Below are 24467 nucleotides of genomic sequence, written 5' to 3'. Positions count from 1 at the left end.
GTTGTTTTCTGGCGCTCAGAGAGCGAAGCCGCCATCCGCGAGATGGATCTGGCCGGTGGTGTAGCTCGCCTCGTCGGAGGCGAGGTAGACCGCGAGCCAGGCGATCTCCTCCGCCGTGCCAAGGCGCCCCATCGGCTGGCGGTCGATGAAGGCCTGCCGCGCGGCGGCTTCCGTGGTCTTCGTCGCCGCGGCGAGATCCTTGATGCGCTGGTCGAGCGAAGGCGACTGGATCGTGCCCGGGCAGATCGCATTCGCGCGGATGCCCTTCTTGATGAAGTCCGCCGCGACCGCCTTGGTCAGCCCGATCACTGCCGCCTTGGTCGTGCCATAGGCATAGCGGTTCGGGATGCCGCGCACCGAACCGGCGCCGGAGGCGATGTTGACGATCGAGCCCGCGCCCTTGGCAAGCATGCCCGGCAGGAACGCCTTGATCGTGCGATGCATCGAGGTGACGTTGAGGTCGAAGGAGAAATCCCAGGCCTTGTCATCGGTGTCGAGCGCCGTGCCGTGATGGACGAAGCCGGCCGCGTTGACGAGGATGTCGATCGTGCCGACCTTTTCGGCGAAGTTCTCGACGGCCTTGCTCGAGAGCACGTCGAGCTTGCGCTTCTTCGCCTTCGGAATGCCTTCCAGCAGGGCGACGTCCTTGTCGGTCGCCCAGACCGTCGCGCCCTCGGCGACGAAGGCTTCCGCGATCGCCCGGCCGATACCCTGGCCCGCCGCCGTGACGACCGCGACCTTGCCCTTCAAACGTCCTGCCATCCTGTGTTCCTTTTAGCCGGCTCTTGAGAAAGTCTTGCGCATATGAGTGAGCCGCCGGTCGGCCAGATCCTCATGATGCGTGATGATGAAGCCGAGACGCTCGTACCAGCCGATGCGCTCCGTCAGCCCAGCATGAGTATAGAGATGGATGGCGTCGTGGCCCAACTGCCGCGCACGCTCCTCCGCGAACTGCATCAGGCGCGCGCCGAGCTTGCGCCCCATGGCCTGCGGCGCGACTGCGATGCTCCAGATCGTGAAGGTTCCGGGCTTGTCCTCGAGTACGAGTACACCGTCGAGCCCCTGCTCGCTTTCGTCCAGCCAGACCTCGTGCGCCGCCAGCACCGCCCCATAATCGGCGATGCGGGGCAAGGACGGGACGCCGATGATGGCCTCATTCGGCAGGTAGGCGGCCTCCGTCAGCGCGACGATCGCCGGGATGTCCTCGGTCGTGGCGCGACGCAGCGCCATCTCAGCCCGCGGCCTGATCGCGAATGGCGACGAGAGACTGCTTCTGGAGGCCCTTCCCGTCGAAATTCTCGGGCGCGAGCCAAGCGCCGAAGGCCGCCGAGCAGACCGGCCATTCCGAATCGAGGATCGAGAACCAGGCCGTGTCGCGGTTCTTGCCCTTGACCACCATGTGCTGGCGGAAGAGCCCCTCGTACTGGAAGCCGAAGCGCAGAGCTGCGCGCTTGGAAGGCTCGTTGAGGTTGTTGCATTTCCATTCGTAGCGGCGGTAGCCGAGCGAGAAGCCGTAGTCGCCGACGAGATGGATCGCCTCCGTCGCAACCCGGGTCTTCTGCAGGCTCGGCGAATAGGTAATCCAGCCCACCTCGAAGACACCATGGGCCGGCCGGATCTCCATGATCCAGAGATGCCCCTTGGCCTTGCCATCGGCCTTGTCGACGACGGCGAGCGGCACGATCCCGGCCTGGGCGGCCATCGAGGCGAGCAAGGCGCCATAGGCTTCCCTATCCTTTGGCGGCTCGGCGGGCAGCCAGTCCCAGACCTGCACCTGGCCGCCATTGGCCGTCCAGATGTCGTCGAGATGGCGAGCGACATCGAGCGGCTCCAGCCGGCAATAGCGGCCTTCCAGCACCTTGGCCGGCGGGAACGGCGGCGGCGTCCAGCCTCCGGCCAGTCGATCGGGAGCGTTCGTCTCGGTCATGGCTTCGTCATCTCCCTCCAGCTGGTCAGGTCGGTCGAGACCGTCCAGTCCGGGCCCAGTTCCAACGCAACTGCACTGGCGATCACAGCCCCTTCGGCTTCCCAGGCGAGCTGTTCCGCTTCGCTCGGAAAGCGCGAGCGCGCCTCGTTGTCTTCTTCGTAGATCGCGTCGAACGCATCCATCCAGACTTCGAGCCGGTCGGCCAGATCCTCGGACAGTCCGATATCTTCGGCATCGACGGGTTTGCGACGCCCCTTGGCGTCGAGCGCCCACAGCCCGCTCAGGCCGAGCCAGGCCGGCGCAATCAGCAGCGTTCCACTCACGAGCGCGCCTTCACATCTTCAGTGAAGAACGGGTTCAGCGATGAGGACGCGCCATTGCCGGCAAAGCCCCGGAAGGAGCCCTCCTCCGAGATCAGACGCGTCGCCTCGATGAAGGCGGCCCATGCGGCCCGCGCCAGCGCCCCGCCGATCGAAATCCGGCGCACGCCGAGAGCGGCAATGTCGGACACCGTGAGGCCGAAATCGCCATAGACGAGCGCGTTGACCGGCTTTCCCCCGGCGGCCGCGACGATGGTCGCGATCTGCTCGGGCGTCTTCGGGCCGGGCGCATAGAGCACGTCGGCGCCCGCCTCCGCATAGGCAGCGATGCGCCGCGCCGATTCATGCAGCGCATCCGGATGATTGGTCAGAAAGCACTCGGCACGCGCCGTCAGCAGGACGCCGGAACCGGTCTCGTCGATCGCCCTGCGCGCCGCGCGCACCCGTGCGACAGCGAGATCGAACTCGTAAAGCGGCTCCTCGCCACGCCCCGTCGCATCCTCGATCGAGAGGCCGGCGACGCCGGTCGCAACGCAAAGCTTCACATTGGCGCCGACGCCGTCCGGCGTATCGGCATAGCCGTTCTCGAAATCGGCATTGACCGGCAGGTCGGGCACCGACTTCACCAATTCGGCCAGGTGCGCCAGCATCATGTCTCGCGGCACGTCCTGGTCGGCGCGGCCTTGCGTGAAGGCGAAGCCCGCGCTGGTCGAGGCCAGCGCCTTGAAGCCCTGCCCGCGCAACCAGCGGGCCGAGCCGACATCCCACGGGTTCGGCATCACGAAGCAACCGGCCTCGTGCAACCGTCGAAAGGCATCGACCTGAGGGGAATAGCTCATTCTAAATCGTTTCAAATGAACCGGAGCGGCGAGGCGCCATACTGTCCGCCTTGCGCGACTTTGTCAGCCCCGCCAGCGCGCACCGCGAGGGCGGCGCCATTGCGCCTGTGGCATGCCGCCGATCGCAACATCCGCGCCGTCATCCCGGACGAAGCGAAGCGGAGCTCCGGGATCCATCGCAGGGTCAATCCTATCCAGAACTGCGTTCTACGATGGATCCCGGGACAAGCCCGGGATGACGGTTGAGGTTCGAGAGAATCCCTTGAGAGCTCAGTGGTTGTCGCGCGGAATACCGAACTTCTTGTGGATCTTCTGGTACTTGACTGCGGGCTTGAGGACCATGCCCTCGGAGAGCTCGCCGACGATCTTGCGCTGGATCTCCTGCCAGGGCGTCTGGCTCTTCGGGTACTTGTAGCCGCCGCCCGCCTTGAACGCAGCCTTGCGCTCAGCCAGTTCCGCATCCGAGATCATGATGTCGGCGGTGCGCTTCTTCAGGTCGATGCGAACCTTGTCGCCGGTCTTGAGCAAGGCGAGCCCGCCGCCGGTCGCCGCTTCCGGCGAGGCGTTGAGGATCGAGGGCGAGCCCGAGGTGCCGGACTGGCGCCCATCGCCGACGCAGGCCAGCGCCGTGACGCCCTTCTTGATCAGGTAATCCGGCGGCCGCATGTTCACCACCTCTGCCGCGCCGGGATAGCCGATCGGGCCAACGCCACGGATGAACAGGATGCAATGCTCGTCGATGGCGAGCGCCGGATCATCGATGCGATGGTGGTAGTCCTCCGGCCCGTCGAAGACGATGGCGCGGCCCTCGAAGGCCATCGGGTCCTTCGGGTTCTCCAGATAGCGCTTGCGGAACTCCGGCGTGATCACGCTGGTCTTCATGATCGCCGAGTCGAACAGGTTGCCGGAGAGGTTGAGGAACCCCGCCTCCTTCTTCATCGGCTCGTCATAGCTCTTGATGACGTTGCGGTTGACCGCGAAGAAGCCCTTGCAGTTCTCCTCATGGGTGCGGCCATTGGCGGTGATCGCCGGCTTGAGCTTGCCCTTCTCGAGCAGCTCCGCGATCACGGCGGGCAGGCCGCCGGCGCGGTAATAGTCCTCACCGAGATATTCGCCGGCCGGCTGCATATTGACCAGCAGCGGCGTGTCGTAGCCGATCTTCGTCCAGTCCTCGTTGTCGAGCGGAACACCGATATGCTTGGCGATGGCGTTGACGTGGATCGGCGCGTTCGTCGAGCCGCCGATCGCCGAGTTGATGACGATGGTGTTCTCGAAGGCCTCACGCGTCAGGATCTTGGACGGGATCAGGTTCTCCCAGACCATCTCGACGATGCGCTTGCCGGTGAGGTAGGCCATCTCGTAGCGATCGCGATACGGCGCCGGGATCGCCGCCGCGCCTGGCAGGGTCATGCCCATCGCCTCGGCCAGCGCGTTCATCGTCGAGGCCGTGCCCATGGTGTTGCAGTGGCCGGCCGAGGGCGCCGAGGAGGCGACGAGGTCCACGAAGCCGCGATAGTCGATCTCACCGGCCGCCATCATTTGGCGCGCCTTCCAGACGATCGTGCCTGAGCCCGTACGCTCGCCGCGGAAGTCGCCATTCAGCATCGGACCGCCCGGCAGCGCGATCGCCGGAATATCGACGGTGGCCGCAGCCATGATCTGGGCCGGAGTGGTCTTGTCGCAGCCCGTAGTCAGCACGACGCCGTCGAGCGGATAGCCGTAAAGGATCTCGACGAGAGAGAGATATTGCAGGTTGCGGTCGAGCGAGGCGGTCGGCCGCTTGCAGGTCTCCTGGATCGGATGGATCGGGAACTCGAAGGGCACGCCGCCCATCTCGCGGATACCGTCGCGGATGCGCGGCGCGAGCTCGATGTGATGGCGGTTGCAGGGCGCGATGTCGGAGCCCGTCTGGGCGATGCCGATGATCGGACGGCCCGACTGCAGCTCCTCGCGCGAGAGGCCGAAATTCATCGTGCGCTCGATGTAGAGCGCGGTCATGTCGGCATTGGCGGGATTGTCGAACCAAGCCTTCGAGCGCAGCTGCTCGGGCTTGATCTTCCGGACCGGCTTCTTGCCTGCGGGTGCCTTGCCAGTGGGAGCCTTGGCCATCCTCGTTTTCCTCTCGCGCGGACGCGGCGCTGACGGCCGCTTGCCGGTCTTTCTTCAAACGATTGTAATCACGCCATCATGCCGATCGTCCCTGCCGGAGCAAGATGCAAAAGCGAGATAGTCATACTATTTCTGCAGACCGGCCGTGACGTGGCATCGCAGGCGCCCCGGCAAGCGGGCTTGCATGCACGCGCCTTTTGGAGCCAAGACAAGAGCAAGAGCCCGCCTGACCGGGCCTCGATCGAAACGACCACGCCCAGGGAAACGCCGCCATGCCGCTCCATGTCGTCCCGTCCTTCGCCCGTATCGGCGAAGAGAATGCCTTCGCCGTGCTGGCGCGCGCCACCGAGCTGCAGCGCCAGGGCAAGGACATCATCAATCTCGGCATCGGCCAGCCCGACTTCCCGACACCGGACCATATCGTCGAGGCGGCGGTGAAGGCGTTGCGCGATGGCCATCACGGCTACACCCCCGCCAATGGCATCCTGCCGCTACGCGAGGCCGTCTCGGCCGATCTGCACCGGCGCTTCAATGTCGAGGTCTCGCCAGAGAGCGTGATGATCGTGCCAGGCGGCAAGGTCACCATGTTCATGGCGATCCTGATGTTCGGCGAGCCCGGCGCGGAGATCCTCTATCCCGACCCCGGCTTCCCGATCTATCGCTCGATGATCGAATACACCGGCGCGACGCCGATCCCGGTGCCGATCCGCGAGGAGAACGGCTTCGCCTTCTCGGCCGAGGAAACGCTGTCGCTGATCACGCCGAAGACGCGGCTGCTGATCATCAACTCGCCTGCGAATCCGACCGGCGGCGTCACGCCCAAGGCCGAGGTCGACAAGCTCGTCGCCGGGCTGGCGAATTTCCCCGACGTGGCGATCATGTCCGACGAGATCTACGACCAGATGCTCTATGACGGCGAGGAGCATGTCTGCCTGCTCTCCTATCCGGAGATCCGCGACCGGCTGATCCTGCTCAACGGCTGGTCGAAGACCTATGCCATGACGGGCTGGCGCATGGGCTGGTCGGTCTGGCCGAAGCCGCTCTACGACAACGCCCGCAAGCTCGCGGTGAACTCGCATTCCTGCGTCAATGCCCCGGCGCAATGGGCCGGCCTCGCCGCCCTGACCGGGCCGCAGGATGCGGTGGCCATGATGCTGGCCGAGTTCGACCGGCGCCGGAAGGCGGTGGTGAAGGGGCTGAACGCCTTGCCCGGGATCTCCTGCATCGTGCCCAAGGGCGCCTTCTACGCCTTCCCGAACGTCTCGCAGACCGGCTGGAAGGCCAAGAAGCTGGCCTCGGCGCTGCTGGAGGAGACCGGTGTCGCAACGATCGGCGGCCCCGATTTCGGCGTCCATGGCGAGGGCTATATCCGGCTCTCCTATGCCAACTCGCTGCCGAACATCGAGCGCGCGCTGGAGCGGATGGGTACCTTCCTGGCGGGCGCCAAGGCGGCGTGAGCTATCTCTATCTCGCAGCCGCGATCATCAGCGAGGTGATCGGCACCTCGGCGCTGAAGGCCTCGAACGAATTCACGCGGCTCGTGCCCTCGCTGGTCACGGTCGCCGCTTTCGTCAGCGCATTCTGGTTCCTGTCGCTGTCGCTCCGGACGATTCCCGTCGGCGTCGCCTATGCGATCTGGTCCGGCGTCGGGATCGTGCTGATCAGCATCATCGCACGCGTGCTCTTCGGACAGAAGCTCGACGCCCCCGCGATCATCGGCATGGCGCTGATCGTCGCCGGCGTGCTGGTCATCAACCTGTTCTCGAAGTCCAGCGCTCACTAGGGCGCGAGCAGGGGCTCAATCGCGCCTATTGGCGCTCGCCGTCACGCCCGGATCGACCTTGAAGCTCGAGGCTTCGAGCACGGCCGTGCCGATCATCGTCTTCACCGAGACGCGCACCGGCACCATCACATTGGTTCCCGCCACCGGCGCGAGCCAGGTGCTGATGTCCTTGTTCTCGATCATGAACTTGGTGCTCGGCCGTAGCGCCCGATGACCCGCGATCGGCACATAGCGTACCTGGCAGACCGCGACCGGGCCGCTATAGCCCTCGAGCTTCACCTCGCGCGTACCGGCATGGCTGAGCTTGATGTCGTAACGCGCCGCACCGTCGAAAATCTGCAGGGTGCGGTTGCAGGCGTTCGCCAGCCCCTTGCCGTTCACCGGCATCAGGAAGGCCGAGAGCGGATCGATGATGCCACGCCGATGGCCGTCATTCAGCGGCACGCGATCGGGCTTGGCCTCGATCGGCGGCTCGATCTCGACGGCGGCGACGCTGTTGCTGTCGAGCGCCATCCGCACCGTGCGGCTTTCGCTGGAACTGGCGGAACTGACCGCGAAGCTCGCTGGCGACAGCTTCGCGCCGTTGAGGCTGCCGCTGGCTGCGCCGGAGCCGCGCCCGCCGGTGAAGCCGCCGATCAGCCCGGTCAGCTTGGCGGCGACATCGAGCTTGTAGCTCGACCCGTCGATGCCGCCGCTGAGGCTGGCGGTCCCGAGTGTCAGGCCGAGAAGGGAAACGTCGTAGCGCGCATCGAGGGAGGCGGCCGAGGCAGGCACGCTGGCAGCAGCGATTCCCAGCGCGAGGAACCCGGCCAGGGACGATGCGATGGCGGGCTTCATCCACTTCCTCCGGGTGTTGGCGATCTTGGGGACATGCCAAGATCAGGATCTGCACTGCGAATCGGTCCGAATCGTGACCTCTTTCGCCCGATTTGGCGAGCGCCAAAGCTGGCGGCCTTGCCCTCCCGGGATCACATCGGCGATAAGAGCGAAGTTCGCATGACTTTTCCTTGACGCGCCCGCCGGGCTTGGCTATGGAACCGCGACTTCAATTTGACTTCCGGTGCTCATGTCCGGCACGTCGCGTGTCGGCATTTTTGTTTGAGCCAGCCGGTTGGATATAGGGAACGATACCATGGCGCGCCGTTGCGAACTGACCGGGAAGGCCACCCTGACCGGCCACCTCGTCAGCCACTCGAACCGCAAGACGAAGACCGTCTTCCGTCCGAACCTCGTGAACGTCACGCTGCAGTCGGATGCGCTCGGTCGCGCCGTGCGCCTGCGGATCTCGGCCAATGCGCTCCGCACGGTCGATCATCGCGGCGGCCTCGACGCCTTCCTGGTCAAGGCTCCGGCCGGTGACCTGTCGGTCGGCGCGCTCGCCCTGAAGCGCGACATCGAGAAGAAGCTGGCCACCGCCTGAGCGGACCAGCCCTCTCGATTGAATGAAGCGGCCGCAAGGCCGCTTTTTTCGTTTTGCGGGCTTGGGGCTCAGCCCAGTTCGAATTCCAGCAGCACCGTCCGTTGCAGGAACGAGAAGTTATCGTCCGAGATCACGCTCAGTACGGTTCTGCCGCCCTCAAGGTGGACGGACAGCCCCTCCATATTGTCGATTTCCTGACCAAGGTCGGCGTCGATCAGATAGGGGCCGTCCAGCAGCGCACCCGGCTTCAGGCTGGCCCCCGCGATTCGGCGGATACGCATGCCGACACCGCGGAGCGGACGATACCAGCGCTCCAGCAGCAACAGGTCGCCATCGGGGAGGAAGGCGAGGTCGGTGATGTCGAAGCCGTCATGCCTGATGACCTTGAACTGTCCGGGCTGACGGCCTCCCAGGATGAAACCCAGCGTCGGCTCGTCATCGGCGCCGGAACGCTCGGCGATCGCGACGATCGACCCCGCTAGCGGCTGGCTTGCGGGCACGACGCCGATCGCCTCCAGCCCGCGATTGTTCGGCAGGCGCTTGACCTCGCGCAGCACCGGCACGATCCGGGCCCGCGCCATGACGCCCTCTGCCGCCCAGTCGAAGCGCAGCACGTCATGCGTCCGCTCGACGCCGAGATAGGCCACGCCGTCGGCAATGCAGAGGCTTTCGGTATCGTAGTAGCGCGACCGGTGCAGCGGACGGCCTGAACTCCCCAGGATGGGCGCGAGCTCTGCACGCTCCAGCCCCGCAAGCCGACCATTGCGAGATACGACCTTCACAGTCAGCCAGAAGCCGTTATCCGTGACCGCGACCAGGTCATGGCCATTCGGTCCGCGCCACAGGCCGGAGAACCCGCCGAAGCGCGAATGGTTGCCGCTGAGCACAAGCCCGCTTCGGAAAGTCAGTTTGCCGAAGAGCCTCTTCTCCGGGCTGCGCGGCTCGAAGGAGGTGATCGGCCGGGCCGTGACGGCGACCGGTATACGGCCGCTTTCCGTCGTTTCGGCCGAGGCGGAGGTCGCGACGGTAGCGGCAAGGCCGGCCAGAGCCGCGCGGCGGGTCAGGCGCATCGAGCCAGGCCGCCCCTCACTGCAGACGCCGCGACCCGGGCGAAGACCGGCCGCCGAGCGCCGCATCTTCCTCGAAGAGTTCGGCGAGCTTCTCGGTCATGACGCCGCCGAGTTCCTCGGCGTCGACGATCGTGACGGCGCGACGGTAGTAGCGCGTCACGTCATGGCCGATGCCGATGGCGATCAGCTCGACCGGCGAGCGGGTCTCGATCTCCGCGATGATGTGGCGCAGATGGCGCTCGAGATAGTTGCCGGCATTGACCGAGAGCGTCGAGTCGTCGACCGGCGCCCCGTCCGAGATCACCATCAGGATCTTGCGCTGCTCCGGCCGGGCCAGGATGCGCTTATGCGCCCAATCCAGCGCCTCGCCGTCGATATTCTCCTTGAGCAGGCCCTCGCGCATCATCAGCCCGAGATTCTTGCGCGCACGCCGCCACGGCGCGTCCGCCGCCTTGTAGATGATGTGGCGCAGGTCGTTGAGGCGCCCCGGATTAGCCGGCTTGCCCGATTGCAGCCAGGCCTCGCGCGACAATCCGCCCTTCCAGGCCCGCGTCGTGAAGCCGAGCAGCTCCACCTTGACGCCGCAGCGCTCCAGCGTGCGGGCCAGGATGTCGGCGCAGGTCGCCGCGACCGTGATCGGCCGGCCGCGCATCGAGCCGGAATTGTCGATCAGCAGCGTCACGACCGTATCGCGGAAATTGACGTCCGATTCCTGCCGGAAGGAGAGCGGCTGGTACGGGTCGATGATGATGCGCGGCAGGCGCGCCGGGTCGAGTGCCCCCTCCTCCAGATCGAACTGCCAGGAGCGGTTCTGCTGCGCCATCAGGCGGCGCTGCAGCCGGTTTGCAAGTCTCGCGACGACGCCCTGCAGATGAGCGAGCTGCTTGTCGAGATAGGCGCGCAGCCGCGTCAGCTCCTCGGCGTCGCAGAGCTCCTCGGCGGTGATCGTCTCGTCGAACTTGGTCGTATAGGGTTTGTAGTCGGTCTGCGGGCGGCCGTCGCTCTTCGACTCGCGCGGGCGCGGCGCTTCGCCGGCCTCCTCGGCCTCCGAATTCTCGTCCTCGTCATCCCATTCGCCCGAGGGCGCGTCGGAGGCCTCGCTGGCCCCCTCCTGCAACTCTTCGGTGGCGTCGTCGGAGACCTCGACCTCGGAGCGCTCGCCGGCGCTTTCCTGCTCGGCCTCGCCCTCCTGCTGCTGCTGCTCGTCGGAGGACTGGTCCTGATTGTCCTCGTCCTCCTCGGAATCCTCGCCCTGCGAGGTCTGCTCGGCCATGTCGAGCGAGGCCAGCATGTCCCGCACGGTGCGGGCGAAGGCACGCTGGTCCTCGACCGCCTTCGACAGCCTGTCGAGATCGGCGCCGGCCTTCTCCTCGATCTGCTCGCGCCAGAGATCGACCAGCTTCTGAGCCGATTTCGGGGGCTTCAGGCCGGTCAGCCGCTCGCGCACCATCAGGGCGAGCGCATCCTCCAGCGGCGCGTCGGCCCGGTCGGTGATCTCCTCATAGCGCCCGCCTCGATGATAGCGGTCCTCGAGCATCGCGGTGATGTTGCCGGCCATGCCGGCCATGCGCCGCGCGCCGACGCATTCGACGCGCGCCTGCTCGACCGCATCGAAGACGGCACGGGCCGCATCGCCTTCCGGCGCGGCGCGGCGATGCACGCTGGCATCGTGGCAAGCGAGCCTGAGCGCCATCGAATCGGCATGGCCGCGCAGCACCGCGACATCCTCGCGCGTCAGCTTTCGCGGCGGCTCGGGCAGGCGGGCGCGCTCGCCGACGAGAGACGGCTTGTCGGCCGCGAAGACGATCTCCATCTCCGGCTTGCGCGCGATCGCCTTCATCGCCGAGGAAATGGCGCGCTTCAGCGGCTCCGCCGGCGCTTCCTTGGTCGTTCCGGGCTTGCGGTTCGAGATGCTCATAGCGCCTTCGCGAAGTGGTGGATCCGATGGCCGGCCACGGGATAATCCTCCATCAGGCCACATTGCCGATAGCCCAGCTTCGGATAGAAATCCGGCGCCTGCAGGCTCATCGTACTCAGATAGACGCCGCGCGCACCGTGGTCGCGCGCGGCCTTCTCAGCCATGTCGACGAGCGCCTCGCCATGCCCTTTGCCGCGATGGGCCTCGTCGATCCAGAGCAGATCGATGTGGAGCCATTCCCACTTGAGCTCCCCGATCAGGCCGCCCACGATCACATCGGCATCGTCACGCAGGCTCAGTGCGAAAGGCTGGCTGTTGCGAGCTCCGACGATCGCCGCGTTGTAGGCACTGAGGCCGCCGACGACGGCCTCCCTCGCCGCCGCGGTGTCCGTCTCGCGCTGAATCCTGGCCATGGCCTCTCCTAGCGCGAACGCCCGTCAAACATCGTCGAGTTCAGCTCGGTCGGCTCGACGCCGATCAGGCAGCGCACATTGACGGCGACCATCGGCGTGCCGTCCGGCAGACCGGCGCGCGCGAAGGGCTCGACGCCGCAGGTCTCGCAGAACAGGTGCTGGATGGTCCGCTTGTTGAAGCGATACTCGGTCAGCGCCGTCTCTCCCGACTTCAGATCGAGATTCGAGGCCTTGGTGAAGGCCAGGATCGAACCACGCCTCTGGCACCAGGAGCAGTTGCAGGTGATCGTCTCCGCGAGGTCGACCTCGACCTCGTAGGCGACGCGCCCGCAATGGCAGCTTCCCTCATACCGGGCCATCCTCGTACCGGGCCTGCGCCCGCCTCCGTCAGCTCAGCACGACATTCGCCGCGCTCTCCGGCAGTTCCTTGCCGAAGGAACGCTGGAAGAACTCGGCCACCAGCGTGCGCTCCATCTCGTCGCACTTGTTCAGGAAGGTCACGCGGAATGCGAAGCCGACATCGCCGAAGATCGCGGCATTCTCGGCCCAGGTGATGACCGTGCGCGGGCTCATCACGGTCGAGAGATCGCCGTTCATGAAGGCATTGCGCGTGAGATCCGCGACGCGGACCATCTTGTCGATGACGCCCTTGCCCTCCGGCGTGCCCTGGAAGTGCTTGGACTTCGCCAGCACGATCGCGACCTCGTTGTCATGCGGCAGGTAATTCAGCGTGGTCACGATCGACCAGCGGTCCATCTGGCCCTGGTTGATCTGCTGCGTGCCGTGATAGAGGCCGGACGTATCGCCGAGGCCGACCGTGTTGGCCGTAGCGAACAGGCGGAAGGCGGCGTGCGGGCGGATGACGCGCTTCTGGTCGAGCAGCGTCAGCTTGCCGGACTGCTCCAGCACGCGCTGGATCACGAACATCACGTCCGGGCGGCCGGCATCGTACTCGTCGAAGACCAGCGCGATGTTGTTCTGCAGCGCCCAGGGCAGGATGCCGTCCTGGAACTCGGTGACCTGCTTGCCTTCCTTCAGCACGATCGCATCCTTGCCGACGAGGTCGAGGCGCGAGACGTGGCTGTCGAGGTTGACGCGAACGCAGGGCCAGTTGAGGCGGGCCGCGACCTGCTCGATATGGGTCGACTTGCCGGTGCCGTGATAGCCCGAGATCATCACGCGGCGATTATGCGCGAAGCCGGCCAGGATCGCGATCGTGGTGTCGTGATCGAAACGGTAATCCGGGTCGAGGTCGGGCACATGCGCCTCGGTCTTGGAATAGGCCGGCACTTCGAGGTCCGAATCGATCCCGAAGGTCTGGCGCACCGACAGCTTCATGTCGGGCAGGCCGGCGGCATTCGTCGTTGTCATCGTCAAGTCTCCGGGCGTGGGAGCATGACCGGCAAGTGACCGGTTGTCCCGACGCCGACCGAGGAGGGAGGCAATGCTTCCCTAATTAGAGGGAAAGCCTTGCAGCGGCAATTCGCAAAGCGCCGGGTCGGGCTTTCGCAAGAGGCATGCCGGGAAAGCGCCTGCGGCATCCACGGACGGCAGCAAGCCCTAGCTGCGCTCCGCCAGCAAACCCACCACGATGCCGGCGACCTTGGCGGCCCCATTGCGCTCGATCGCCGACGCCGTTGGGGCCCCGTCCTCCAGCGCAGCCTCGACGGCCTCGGCAAACCGGACGGCGCCAGCAGCGCCGCCTTCCGATAGCCGCAGGCAGCGCGCCAGCCCCGCCCGCTGCATCGCCTCGGCCCTGACTGCCTGCTCGGTTTCCCCGCCCTCGTCGAAGGGCACGACGATGGCCGGACGACCGGCGGCGACGAGATCGAGGACGGTGTTGTAGCCGGCCTGGCTGATCGACAGCGCGCAGCGGGCGAGCAGGGCAGGAAAATCGGGACGCACGCGCTCGACAGTGACGTTGGGCGAGGCCGATTGCCGCAGGCCGTCGAAATCGGCCTCGGCGACACCCCGGCCGACGAGTATCCGCCAGGACCGTGAGGAAGTGGAAAGGCGCGCAGCCTCGATGCAGAGCCGGAAGAGCGGCAGCGCCGCTGCCGAACCGCCGCCGGAAACGACGATCTCGCCCTCTCCGTCATTGCCACGCTCCATTCGCAGCGGCGGCGGCGCCAGATAGCCCGTGTAATGCAGCTTGCCGGCCAGTTCCCGCGACACCGGCCAGGATAGATCCAGCGGCAGGAAGGTCCGGTCGCCATGGACCAGAATGCCGTCGAACTGCTCGGCCAGCCGCCTTTCCGCCTCGGCGATACGGTCCGGGCGCGGCGTCACCAGCACATCGCGCACCGAGGACAGCACCAGCGCGTTCGGGCTGGCAGCTTTCGCTGCCGCGATCAGGCCCAGGAACTCACCGGCCAGTTGCCGCCGCCCGAACGGGAAATGCTCGGTGATGACCAGATCCGGCCTCAGCGACGTCGCGAGCCCTGCCAGTGACGCCTGTCGGTCCGCCAACCGCGAGGCATCGACTGGCCGGCCGCCCTCGTCGAGCAGATTGCGAAAATCGACGCCCTCGACCTTGACCGGCGGCAGTTGCACGAAGGTGAAGGGCTCGCCGGCCATAGGCCGCAACGGCATGCCGCCACTCGCCAGCGTCACCGAAAAGCCGTTCTCCGCCAGCGCTCGGGCGAGATGGGCCGCCCGCACCAGATGCCCGCTGCCAAGCAGATGCGTGACCGCGATCAGGACGCGCCCGCCCGTGCCTGTCGCGCTCACGGCGAGAGCCCGGCGGAGGCGCGCAGCAGGGTGGCGACCTTGTCGAGCCCGGCAGCCGCCGAGAAGGCTCCCGTCAGCCGCTCATGCGCGGCCCGGCCCAGCATCGCCCGCCGTTCCGGTGCGGCGGCGAGTTCGGCCAGCGCCCGCGCCAGCCCCTCGACATCGCCCGGCTGGACGAGCAGCCCCTCGACACTCTGGCGAACGAATTCGGGAATGCCCGCGAAGTCGGTGGCAACAATCGGCAAGGCCTGGCTCGCCGCTTCCATCACGACATTGGGCAGCCCATCACGATCGCCGTCCCCGGCCTGCCGCGAGGGCAGCACGAAGAGATCGGCCTCGCGCAGCGCGGCGATGACCTCGCCCTGCGCCCGCGGCCCCGCCCAGGTGACGCGCTCGGCGAGGGCCAGGCTCTGCGCCTGCGCCTGCAGCGTCTTGAGCTTCTCGCCGCCGCCGATATGGGTCAGGCGCCAATGCAGGCCGGCCGGCAATGTCGCCAGCGCCGCCAGCAGATCGTCGAATCCCTTCTTCTCGACCGCACGGCCGATGGTGACGAAGCGCACCGGGTCGGCCGCATCGGTACCATCGCGCGGCGGACGGGCCGGCGGCGCCGGAAAGCGCGCGAGATCAAGCCCGTGATAGACAAGATCGACCTTGTCGGTTCGGTCCGCGAGCCGCTGGAGCTCCCGGTGGCCGTCCTGCGTGCATGTCACGCCCCAGTCGGCGGATGCGATCTTCTCACGCTTCTCCCAATCCGGCGTCGTCCAGATGTCCTTGGCGTGGGCCGAGAACGACCAGCTCAGGCCCCGCAAGAGCGCCGCATAGGCGATCACCGAAGCCGGCGTGTGCAGGTAGTGCACATGCAGATGGGTGATCTCAGCCGGCAGCTCGCGCGCCATCACGCAGGCCTGGCCAAAGCGGCGCAGGCGGTTGCGCGTCCGGTCGCGCGCGAGATCCCGCAGGAACGTCGGCAGCAACCGCGCGAAGCCCGGGAGAGCCAGCGCTCGCGCGACGCCGCGCAGAACCCGCCCCGGCTCCTCGTGCAGATACTCCGGCAGGTAGCAGACCGGCGCCGTGATCTGGTTGTGCATCAGATGCCGGGCGACATCGGTCGGCCGGCGCAACGACCAGATCGCGAAGGGCAAATCGCGCTGCTGCAGGCCGAGCAGCTCCTGAGCGATGAAGGTCTCCGACAGGCGCGGATAGCCCTTCATCGCGATCGCGATGCGAGGAGACTTCATCGCCGACCGATCAGCATGAAGCGGGTGTAGTTCTTCGTCGGCCGCGCGCCCGCGAACAGCGTCTCCGACAGCCCGGCCTGCGCCTGGAAGGCCTCGAGCGATGCGACGCAGCTGCGATGATCGGGCTCGCGAACATAGTCGTTCGACTGCAGCAGCAGCGGCAGGCCGGGCGGCAGGGTCGCGAGCCAGCCCGGCACATCGTCGAGATGTTCGCAGCTGGTGTTGATGACGAGACCCGGCGCGGGCTCCTGCCCTGAGAAGTCGAGCGTCATCATGTCGGCAGTCAGCGTGCGGAAACGACCGGCGGCGAGATGGCGGCGATTGAGCCGCTCGGCCACGGGTGCGCAGCCTGGGTCGAGATCGACACTGACCACCGCCGGGATCGCCAGCCGTTCATCGGCGAGCAGCATCGCGCCGAGCACGCCATACCACGCCCCCAGCACCCAGACCGGCCCATCGAGCCGCGGCATCGCCTCGGCAAGGGCATCGATCAGCCAGCGCTTCGAACCGATCTGCTTGTGATTGAAGGCCACCCAGAGGTCCGGCGGCATCTCGTCGGCGACAAGTCGTGCGAGATCCGCCACCACGCCGTTGCCGGTGAGGGCTGCGACCCCGCGCAGAATGTCATAGAAGGCGTCGGGAGGCGTGTCGCGTGTCATGCCGTGTCGGGGTGGCGAATTCGAAAAGCGGGATGAAAGTGGCGGGACCATACGCAAGCACACCAGTCAAGACCAGCAATCTCGCCGCGCCATCGTCCGGCATCGTGCTGCCCCATCTAGCCAGCCCTCCGGCCGCCATGCGGCAGGTTCTCGCTGCCCATGCCGTGCGGCATTGCGCGCATATCGTCGAGATCGGTGGCGCCGGCCTGCCGATCACGGGCTTCCTGACCCACCGCCCCGAAAGCGTGACGGTGATCGATCCCAAGATCCCGGAATTCTCCGGCATGTCACTGAACGGCACGCCCTGCCGTTTGCGCCATCACGCCGCCAAGCTGCAGGAGATCGAAATTGCCCCGGCCGGCCCGTACGCCCTCATCATGCTTGGGCTGTCGCTCAAGCCGTTCGGGGCGCACGGGGCGACACCGCCCGAACTGCTCGCGCTCGCAGCCGACGCCGATGTGCTGGTGATCGACTATGCGCTCAGCCTGGAACGGGCGCAGGGCCAGATAGGCGCGTTGACGGCTGCACGCATGGCCCCGCCGATCATCGACCTGGGCCTGACGATCAACGACGACGCCATGCGCGCCGCCGGCTTCGACCGCAGGCGCTTCCTCGTATTCGGCCCGACCTGAGCCTTGGACCCGGATCCGATCGGCGCGAACTCTAGGGCTCATCCCCGTCGGGGGCTGCCGGCTTGCTGGCCGCCACCCTCTTGCGCGACGCCCTCCTGGGCTGCGCCGGAGGCGGTGCGGCAAGCTCGTCGCGCGCAGGCGCCTCCTCCTCCTGCGCCCCGGCCTCGACCGGCCGGGCCGCGATCGCGAGATCGCCGCTCTCGTCGGCATGCACCGCGCTCGCACCGGCATCCACCGTGGCATCGAGGATGGCCGGTGCGGCATCGCTCTCCTCCTCGGTGTCGGCGAGCTCCGGCGCGCTGGCGAAGCCGAGCGCGCTGAGCGGCTTCTCCCGCCCCCGCATCGTGATCTTCAGCGCCGTCGTGCCGCGATATCGGCGCGCGCTGATCCGGATCGTCTCCTCCGACACGAGGATGTCGGCCAGCACCCGGCGCGTCGCCAGTTCGAGCTGCGCGGCGACCGCCACCGTCTCGCCGACGGTGATCTCGCGCCGGCCCATGCTGTCATTCTCGACGGCGCCGGTGATCGCCTCGCCGCTATGGATGCCGATGCCGATGCGCAGCGGCAACGGCAGCGCCGCACCGAATTCGCGATTGAGCGCCTCGACCGCGCGCACGATGTCGCCGGCAGCGGCGATCGCCGCCTGCGCCCCCTTGGCGGTCGAGCCCTCCAACCCGAACACCGCCATGAATCCGTCGCCATAGAACGCGTCGATGCGCCCGCCATGGGCGGTGATGGCCTGCGACATCTCGTCGAAGAAGCGGTTCAGCAGGCCGATCAGCTCCTGCGGCAACTGCCGCTCGGAGAGGGCGGAGAACGCCCGCAAATCGGCCACGACCACCGTCAGGCCGCGCTTGCCGATGCTCGCATCCGGTTCGAGCTCACCCGGCGTCGTCGCCTTGAGCCGCGAGGCCAGGAGGATCTGGACCTGCACGTCGTCGCGCGGCCTGATCTGGCAGGCGAGACGGACACGCTCGGGCGCGGCGATCCGGCGCAGCAGCCTGGCCTCATTCGCGCCCGGCGGCGCAAGCGCGTCGCCTCCGTCCAGCACCAGAACCCGGCAGGTGGCGCAGCGCGCCCGGCCGCCACAGAGCGCCGCATGGGGAATGCCGAAGCGCCGGAACATCTCGAGCACGGTCGGCCCAGGTGCGAGCTTGCGCACGCCATGGCCGACGAAACGCACCGTGATCTGCCTGGTCGTCCGGACGCGGATCTCGCGGATGCCAACGAAACCGACGAAGCAGCCGACGAGGCCGTAGAACACCCCCTTCGCCCAGGTGACATGCTGGTTGAACATGACGATCTGCGCGTCGCTCGCAACCTCCGGCGCCATCGTCATCCGGGCAGCCTCGCGTCCAGCGACCGCAAAGCCGATCAGCGCCAGGACAGGAATCAGGATCGCCGCGAGCAGGAAGGGATCGCGCCAACGCTGATAGCCGTCGCGCGAGCGCAGAGTGAAGTGGAGGCCGATGATGCCATGGACCCAGACCAGCAGCAGCAGCAGCGACTGCGTCGCGGCATGACCTGGCCAGAGGCGGCGCAGCACGGCGTGGTAGCTCTCGTCGAGATGGAAGAAGCTCCCCATCACCCGCGTCCCGACGATGTGATCGACCAGGAAGAGCGGGATCGCCAGACCCAGGGCGATCTGCAGCATCTCACGCGCCGGCATCTTGAAGGTACGGCGCTGCGCGACGCGCAGGAGCGCGAAGAGCGGATGCACGATCAGCGCGCCGTAGAGCGCGACCGTGCCGATCCAGGAATGCCACAGCCAGTAGCGCCACTCCTGCACCTGCTCCATGACCTCGACGCCCGCGATCCCGGTCGCATGGTTGAGGAAATGCGTCGTCGCGAAGAACAGCAGCACCATGCCCGACGCGAAGCGGACGTCCCGGCTCCACGACGAAACCTGCCCCATGCCAGCGCCCATGCCGTTGTGCCGCCGTCCGGCTGTCTGCTGCAGGCTCATGCCGTCAATGCACCTTCTCCCCATGGAGCGTGAAGTCCGCCAGGCGGTACAGTCGCGAGGCCAGATCGCGCGACAACGCCAGGCTGAAATCCGGGATCGTCTCGAGCAATTCGAAGAACAGATCCTTCGGCAGGCGCAGCGCGCTGACCGCACTCTTGGCGGTGACCGCCCCGACAAAGCTCTGCCCGCACAAGAGCGGCACGTCGCCGATCAGGCTGCCGGGAGCGAGCGGCAGCCGCGGGCCACGGTGCTCGGGGTCCTCATGCGAGATCTCGACCTCGCCCTGCAGGACCACATAGACCCCCTCGGGCTTGTCGCCCTCGTCGATGATCCTCTCGCCGGCGGCGAAGTGCAGCTTCTCGGCCATCAAGGCGACGAGCTTGAGCCGCGGCGGCGGCAGGGACCGGAACAGGGGAAGCCGGCCCAGGGAGGCAATATCCGCTTCGAGTGTCATGATCGTGCCTCCATCCGCTCGACGCCGTTGCGCCGTCGGGAGGGAGCAACAGCGGAGTCGTCGGCATGCTCGCCGCTCTCGCTTTCAATCGCCCCGGACGGGCCGCTGAAGACGATCCGCAGCGGAATGCCATCGACAAGACTAGCATCCCCGACGAGAAGGAACAGGGTCATGCCCGAGCAATGTTCGCGCAGCCGCGCGAGAATCCTGTCAGGCTCGGCCGACGTCGCGAGGAAGGCGCCGATATCCAGCACCGCGACCTGCGGCGCCTTGATCAGCGCCTGCGCGAGCGGCACGGCAAGCTTGAGCCTGGTCGGCAGGAAGCGCCCCCTTATGCCGCAATCGGTGTCGAGCCCGATCCGGTAGAGGTCGCCGTCGAGGCCCGCCCGCGCCAGCGCCTTGCGAACGACCATCGCCACCTTCCTGCCGGCATCGGGGACGCCATGGCCGATGCGCCCGAACATCAGGTTGTCCCGCAGGCTGGCCCCGAGCATGACCTTGTCGGGATCGTAGAAATGCACGTCTTCGGCGGCATCCGCCGGAAGATGCGCCTTGAAGCTCTCACGGGCACGCAGGATGCGCCGGCGCAGGCGCTCGTCGAGCAGGTTGAGCCTGTGCTTGGGTTCGATATAGCCCAGCGCCAGCGCGACGAGATCCCGCTCCGCCATGGCGTCGAGCGGCGTGCGCATGTCGTGCTTCGCGAGGAGTGTCGTCAGCTCGGCGAGTCGATCGAATTCGAGCCCGGAACCGAAGGAATAGCGCTCGAACAGGGCATGGCCCTGCGGCAGGCCCGCGAAGATCTCGACGACTGTCGCGGCGATACGCGAACCAACTTCGACCAGTGGCTCGATCAGCGATTCCGCTTTGAGGATCGCGTGGGCGTAAGGCTCGAACAGGAGCGTCTCATTGGCGAAACGCGGACCTATGCGAGCACCGAAGATCAGGTTCTCGGCGATCGAGGCATTATCGTTGTAGCTTGTGGGATCGAAGGGCGTGATCAGCCCGGCCAACTTGCTCCGGGCGAGCTCTTCCGCCACCGCCCAGCGCGCATCGACGATCTGCGCCTTCGCCTCGGGCCGCAGCGTCGCGGTCACCTTCCCGTCGAGGCCGAGCTCATAGACGTCCTCGGCGCAGCCGAGCACGTCCAGCACGGCCCTGACGCGGGCCGCAAGCGCTGCGTTGTCGGCGACGCCGGCACCGTCATAGTCGGTCCAGTCGGCCTCGAACGGCAATGGCGTGTTTCCGGAGCGGATCGCCTCGACGAAGCGGCGATGTTCGTCCGGCGTGACCTTGCCGGTCGGTTTGAGGCTCGGGCGGTTGCGCTTCAACGGCAGCAGGATGTTGTCGCGGATCGTGCCGGCGATGATCTCGGTCTCGTGGCCGGCATAGCCGATCAGATGGCTCGCCCGTTCGACCGACATCCGCGACAGTGGCACCCCGTCGATGACGACGCGTCCCGAATAGCTCATCGCCTGTCGCCCCAGGATGCGGCCGAGCACCTCGGCCGCTCCGCCCTGGGGGCCGATCACCGCGACAGTACCGGGGCGCGGGATTCGGGCCGAGAGCGGCGTCAGCAGTGGCTGGCCGCGGTTGTCCAGCATCTGCACGCTCTCGAGCCGGATCTCGCCGGTTTCGGGCAGGCGGGTCACGCCATCCGCCTCGTCGAGCTGCACCGTCTCTTCAGCGTTGAACTGCGCGATTACCTGCTCGTATTTGATCGTCACGTCGTTGCGCTGCTGGTCCCAGTCGATCAGTTCCTTGATCGGCGGCGGCAGGTCGCGATAGGCGGCGATGACGGCGACGAGCTGACCGATGTCGAGCCGGCCCTGCAGGGCAAAGAACCCACCGATCGCGTAGAAAAAGAACGGCGTGATCTGGGCAAGCAGATTGTTCAGGAACTTGACCGCGAATTTGCGCTTGTAGAGCGCGTAGCGGATGTCGAAGAGCCGACCCAACCGCCCGGCGATGTCGGACTGCACATAGGTCGTCGCGCCATGGCCCTGGATGGTCGGCCCCGCATCGACGATCTCGCCGATACGGCCGGCGAGCTGGCGCGACGCGATCTGGCGCTCGCGACCCAGCCGCAGCTGCTCCCGCCGCAGGATCGGGATGATGATCGCCTGCGCAAGGACGATCAGCAGCGCGATCGAGCCGAGCCAGACGCTCTGCGCCATGATGAAGGTCAGTGCGGTCAGCGCCTGCGTCAACAGGAACACGGGCTGGATGAAGGCGTCGCCGACGAAGCCGCCGATCGGCTCGACCTCGTCCTTGATCATGCTGGCGACCTCCGCCGGCTTGACCGCCCGGATGTCCTCCGGACGGAAGCGCATGAGCTGGCTGAACAGGTCGTAGCGCATACGCCTCAGCATGCGCTCGCCGAGAATGCCCTTGCGGACATTGATGACGTATTTGAAGGCGCCGTTGACCAGGACCAGGAACAGGAAATAGCCGCTCAGGCCAAGCAGTAGGCCAAGCTGGCCGACCTGAAAGCCCTCGAACAGCTTGAAACTGGCGCCCCCGAGGAACGATGGCAGGCTCAGCGTGAATTCGAGCAGCGTGGCGCTCGTCCGGCCGTCTCTGAACGCGCCGCCCTGGATGGCGTCGTTGACGATCCGCTTCGGCACGTCGAAGGACGCCCAGGTGAAAGGGATCGAGGCGAGAATGATCAGCAGGACGATGATCTGTTCGCCGCGGCTCTTCTCCCAGACATATCGGAAGAGGTTGGTCTCCAAACGGCAATCCTGTCCGGCGCGCCAGGCCGCGCGCCCGTCTCTCGACCTGCTGCGACATATGTGTGTCAGCTGCGCGCAGAGCGCAATGGAGGCTGATGCCGGCTGAGGGTCAGAATGCAGCCGTCCGACGTTGGCGCCACCGCGAAGTCGCGCCCGACCGCATGACGGAGCGGCCTGCCGGACTGCGTCCGGCAGTGTGAAATCCGCTGAGCCGACCGTTGCGCACCCGTCATCCTCGCCCGGTAATCCCCGCCGAAGTGACGCAGCTGCTCAAAGACCGTTGGCAAGATGGCACTTTCCGCGTCTAGTGAGGTTGTGATCTTGTGACGGGAAGAAGAGGCGTCCCGGCGAAAGCGGCTGATGGATATTCTGCGGATCAGCGATTTGCGTATCGGCTTCACGGTTCACGGGCTTGCTCGCGATGTCGTGAAGGGCGTGAGCCTGCGTGTCCCCGCCGGCAAGACGGTTGCGCTTGTCGGTGAATCGGGCTCCGGCAAATCGGTGATCTCGCAGGCGATCATGGGGCTCCTGCCGCGCGCCGGCGCGATCACCGGCGGCGAAATCCTCTTCCGCGACCCGCTGGCGCCGGATACGTCGATCGACATCGCCGGCCTGCCGGCCGAGGGCAAGGAAATCCGCGCGCTACGCGGCGGCCGCATCGGCATGATCTTTCAGGAGCCGATGTCCTCGCTCTCGCCGGTCCACACCATCGGCAACCAGATCGAGGAAGCGCTGCTGCTGCACCGGCCGATGCCGAAGGCCGAGGCCCGCCCCCTGATCGAGGCGATGCTCGGCCGCGTCGGCTTCAAGGACCCCACCCGTGCCTTCGGGCTCTACTCCTTCGAGCTTTCGGGCGGATTGCGCCAGCGCGCCATGCTCGCCATGGCGCTGATCTGCCAGCCGGCCCTGCTGATCGCCGACGAGCCGACCACCGCGCTCGACGTCACCATCCAGGCCCAGGTGCTCGACCTGATGCGTGATCTCCAGTCCGAGATCGGCATGGCGATCCTGCTCATCACCCATGATCTCGGCGTCGTCGCCAACATGGCCGACGAGGTCGTGGTGATCTACCACGGCGAGATCATGGAGAGCGGCCCGGTCGAGGACATCTTCCGCCGCCCCCGCCACCCCTATCTCAAGGCCCTGCTCAAGGCCTCGCCGCATTTCGACATGGAGGAGGGCGAGCGTCTGGTCGCCCTGCGCGAAGCGAGGCCGCGCCCGCCGGCCGCGCCGCGCGCCGCCCCACCCGCACCGCGCCAGGGCGAGGCCAGCCCGCTGCTCAGCGTGCGCGGCCTGCGCAAGACCTACACGACCGGCTCGCGCAGCTTCTTCGGCAAAGGCACGCAGCATACGGTGCTTGCAGTCGACGATGTCAGCTTCGACATCCAGCGCGGCGAGTGCCTCGGCCTCGTCGGCGAAAGCGGCTGCGGCAAGACCACCGTCAGCAAGATCGTGATGCGCGCCGTCACCCCCGACACCGGGACCATCGTTTTCGATGACGGCCATCGCGAAATCGACGTGCTCGGCCTCGAGGGCGAGGATCTGCGCGCCTTCAGGCCCCGCGTCCAGATGATCTTCCAGGACCCGGTCTCCTCGCTCTCGCCGCGCATGACCGTGATGAACATCCTGCGCGAGCCACTGGCGATCCACGACAAGGGCAGCGGCAACGACCAGACCGCGCGGGTGAAGACGCTGATGGAGGATGTCGGGCTCGACCCGCGCTTCCTCAATCGCTATCCGCATTCCTTCTCGGGCGGCCAGCGCCAGCGCATCGGCATCGCCCGGGCGCTCGCGCTCGATCCGGACCTGATCATCTGCGACGAACCCGTCTCGGCGCTCGACGTCTCGGTCCAGGCGCAGATCCTCAACCTGCTCAAGGATCTTCAGGCCGAACGCGGCCTGACCTTCCTGTTCATCTCGCACAATCTCGCCGTGGTGAACTACATGGCCGACCGCATCGCGGTGATGGCCAATGGCCGCATCGTCGAGATTGCGCCGCGCCATGCCCTGTTCTCGCGGCCGGTCCATCCCTATACCCGGGCGCTGCTGCGCTCGGTGCCCTACGCCGATCTCGACCGCAAGCTCGACTTCAAGCTCGCCGCGCCGGGCGGGGCCTCCGACGCCACGCATTGGGCGCCTGCCTTCAGGCGCGATCGCGATGGCGAGGCGCTCACCCACCTCGCGCTCGGCGACGGGCATTTCGTCCTGGCCCGCCCGAATGCCGATGTTCGGGAGATGGCCTGATGCGGGAGGTGGC

At 66.9% G+C, this 24467-nt stretch carries 23 protein-coding genes; 5 read left to right on the top strand and 18 right to left on the bottom strand.

The window, feature by feature from the left end; all coding sequences use genetic code 11:
• Window positions 1–15 precede the first annotated feature (15 nt).
• The 6 genes from VGN82_RS09525 to VGN82_RS09500 all read right to left on the bottom strand — a co-directional run bounded on the left by VGN82_RS09525 (window position 16) and on the right by VGN82_RS09500 (window position 5195).
• A complete protein-coding gene (locus VGN82_RS09525) occupies window positions 16–762 on the bottom strand; it encodes an SDR family oxidoreductase (protein WP_327526765.1) in 747 nt (248 codons plus the stop codon).
• A 12-nt stretch (window positions 763–774) separates the two neighbouring features.
• The gene (locus VGN82_RS09520) at window positions 775–1230 is read right to left on the bottom strand and encodes a GNAT family N-acetyltransferase (protein WP_327526764.1); all 456 of its coding nucleotides are present in this window, start codon (window positions 1228–1230) and stop codon (window positions 775–777) included.
• 1 nt (window position 1231) lies between these two features.
• A complete protein-coding gene (locus VGN82_RS09515; protein WP_327526763.1) occupies window positions 1232–1927 on the bottom strand; it encodes a GNAT family N-acetyltransferase in 696 nt (231 codons plus the stop codon).
• Window positions 1924–2250 carry a hypothetical protein gene (locus VGN82_RS09510; protein ID WP_327526762.1) on the bottom strand — a complete coding sequence of 109 codons (327 nt, stop codon included), beginning with the start codon at window positions 2248–2250 and terminating at the stop codon, window positions 1924–1926. Before VGN82_RS09510 ends, VGN82_RS09515 begins: the two co-directional genes overlap by 4 nt.
• Entirely contained in the window at window positions 2247–3086 is an 840-nt protein-coding gene (locus VGN82_RS09505) for an isocitrate lyase/PEP mutase family protein (protein ID WP_327526761.1), read from the bottom strand. The genes VGN82_RS09510 and VGN82_RS09505 overlap by 4 nt, the downstream gene beginning before the upstream one ends.
• Before the next feature lie 270 nt (window positions 3087–3356).
• Window positions 3357–5195, bottom strand: a complete 1839-nt coding sequence (locus VGN82_RS09500) for an IlvD/Edd family dehydratase (protein WP_327526760.1) — start codon at window positions 5193–5195, stop codon at window positions 3357–3359.
• Window positions 5196–5467: 272 nt separating this feature from the next.
• On the opposite strand from VGN82_RS09500, the gene VGN82_RS09495 reads away from it, so the two are divergent.
• Together VGN82_RS09495 and VGN82_RS09490 are read left to right on the top strand one after the other, a co-directional pair.
• Complete coding sequence (locus tag VGN82_RS09495; RefSeq protein WP_327526759.1) at window positions 5468–6652, top strand: pyridoxal phosphate-dependent aminotransferase; 1185 nt, start codon at window positions 5468–5470, stop codon at window positions 6650–6652.
• Window positions 6649–6978, top strand: a complete 330-nt coding sequence (locus VGN82_RS09490) for an SMR family transporter (RefSeq protein WP_327526758.1) — start codon at window positions 6649–6651, stop codon at window positions 6976–6978. Before VGN82_RS09495 ends, VGN82_RS09490 begins: the two co-directional genes overlap by 4 nt.
• A 15-nt stretch (window positions 6979–6993) precedes the next feature.
• Here the strand turns inward: VGN82_RS09490 and VGN82_RS09485 are convergent, their stop codons facing one another.
• Window positions 6994–7815, bottom strand: coding sequence for a DUF3108 domain-containing protein (locus VGN82_RS09485; RefSeq protein ID WP_327526757.1), 822 nt, complete (start codon window positions 7813–7815; stop codon window positions 6994–6996).
• 295 nt (window positions 7816–8110) lie between these two features.
• Between VGN82_RS09485 and rpmB the strand changes: the two genes are divergently transcribed.
• Window positions 8111–8398 (top strand): 50S ribosomal protein L28, encoded by a 288-nt coding sequence (rpmB, locus tag VGN82_RS09480; RefSeq protein WP_327526756.1) that lies wholly within the window; start codon window positions 8111–8113, stop codon window positions 8396–8398.
• A gap of 68 nt (window positions 8399–8466) precedes the next feature.
• On the opposite strand, the gene VGN82_RS09475 is transcribed toward rpmB, so the two are convergent.
• The 8 genes from VGN82_RS09475 to VGN82_RS09440 form a co-directional block, all read right to left on the bottom strand.
• A complete protein-coding gene (locus tag VGN82_RS09475; RefSeq protein WP_327526755.1) occupies window positions 8467–9468 on the bottom strand; it encodes an esterase-like activity of phytase family protein in 1002 nt (333 codons plus the stop codon).
• 16 nt (window positions 9469–9484) lie between these two features.
• Entirely contained in the window at window positions 9485–11386 is a 1902-nt protein-coding gene (cobT, locus tag VGN82_RS09470; RefSeq protein ID WP_327526754.1) for a cobaltochelatase subunit CobT, read from the bottom strand.
• A complete protein-coding gene (locus VGN82_RS09465; RefSeq protein ID WP_327526753.1) occupies window positions 11383–11799 on the bottom strand; it encodes a GNAT family N-acetyltransferase in 417 nt (138 codons plus the stop codon). The genes cobT and VGN82_RS09465 overlap by 4 nt, the downstream gene beginning before the upstream one ends.
• Window positions 11800–11807: 8 nt before the next feature.
• A complete protein-coding gene (locus VGN82_RS09460) occupies window positions 11808–12158 on the bottom strand; it encodes a GFA family protein (RefSeq protein WP_327526752.1) in 351 nt (116 codons plus the stop codon).
• A 28-nt stretch (window positions 12159–12186) separates the two neighbouring features.
• Window positions 12187–13170, bottom strand: coding sequence for a cobaltochelatase subunit CobS (cobS, locus tag VGN82_RS09455; RefSeq protein WP_327526751.1), 984 nt, complete (start codon window positions 13168–13170; stop codon window positions 12187–12189).
• A 189-nt stretch (window positions 13171–13359) separates the two neighbouring features.
• Window positions 13360–14529, bottom strand: a complete 1170-nt coding sequence (locus tag VGN82_RS09450) for a glycosyltransferase family protein (RefSeq protein ID WP_327526750.1) — start codon at window positions 14527–14529, stop codon at window positions 13360–13362.
• On the bottom strand, window positions 14526–15767 hold the full coding sequence (locus VGN82_RS09445) for a glycosyltransferase (protein ID WP_327526749.1): 1242 nt from the start codon (window positions 15765–15767) through the stop codon (window positions 14526–14528). Before VGN82_RS09445 ends, VGN82_RS09450 begins: the two co-directional genes overlap by 4 nt.
• On the bottom strand, window positions 15764–16426 hold the full coding sequence (locus VGN82_RS09440; RefSeq protein WP_327526747.1) for a class I SAM-dependent methyltransferase: 663 nt from the start codon (window positions 16424–16426) through the stop codon (window positions 15764–15766). Before VGN82_RS09440 ends, VGN82_RS09445 begins: the two co-directional genes overlap by 4 nt.
• A 38-nt stretch (window positions 16427–16464) precedes the next feature.
• Here VGN82_RS09440 and VGN82_RS09435 point away from each other — a divergent pair, with 38 nt between their 5' ends.
• Window positions 16465–17058 carry a hypothetical protein gene (locus tag VGN82_RS09435; protein ID WP_327526746.1) on the top strand — a complete coding sequence of 198 codons (594 nt, stop codon included), beginning with the start codon at window positions 16465–16467 and terminating at the stop codon, window positions 17056–17058.
• A 31-nt stretch (window positions 17059–17089) separates the two neighbouring features.
• Here VGN82_RS09435 and VGN82_RS09430 read toward each other — a convergent pair whose 3' ends face one another.
• Genes VGN82_RS09430 through VGN82_RS09420 form a run of 3 tightly spaced genes read right to left on the bottom strand, consistent with a single transcriptional unit; the run spans window position 17090 to window position 22210 of the window.
• Window positions 17090–19024: an adenylate/guanylate cyclase domain-containing protein gene (locus VGN82_RS09430; protein WP_327526745.1), complete on the bottom strand. Its 1935-nt coding sequence runs from the start codon at window positions 19022–19024 to the stop codon at window positions 17090–17092.
• Window positions 19025–19028: 4 nt separating this feature from the next.
• On the bottom strand, window positions 19029–19478 hold the full coding sequence (locus tag VGN82_RS09425; protein ID WP_327526744.1) for a cyclic nucleotide-binding domain-containing protein: 450 nt from the start codon (window positions 19476–19478) through the stop codon (window positions 19029–19031).
• Window positions 19475–22210 carry an ABC transporter ATP-binding protein/permease gene (locus VGN82_RS09420; protein ID WP_327526743.1) on the bottom strand — a complete coding sequence of 912 codons (2736 nt, stop codon included), beginning with the start codon at window positions 22208–22210 and terminating at the stop codon, window positions 19475–19477. The genes VGN82_RS09425 and VGN82_RS09420 overlap by 4 nt, the downstream gene beginning before the upstream one ends.
• 360 nt (window positions 22211–22570) lie before the next feature.
• Between VGN82_RS09420 and VGN82_RS09415 the strand changes: the two genes are divergently transcribed.
• Window positions 22571–24454, top strand: a complete 1884-nt coding sequence (locus VGN82_RS09415) for an ABC transporter ATP-binding protein (protein WP_327526742.1) — start codon at window positions 22571–22573, stop codon at window positions 24452–24454.
• Window positions 24455–24467: the final 13 nt, after the last annotated feature.

This window comes from Allobosea sp., assembly GCF_035999205.1.
Classification (GTDB): domain Bacteria; phylum Pseudomonadota; class Alphaproteobacteria; order Rhizobiales; family Beijerinckiaceae; genus Allobosea.
The sequence above is the reverse complement of the archived record's forward strand: the minus strand, read 5'-3'. Positions and strand labels throughout refer to the sequence as shown.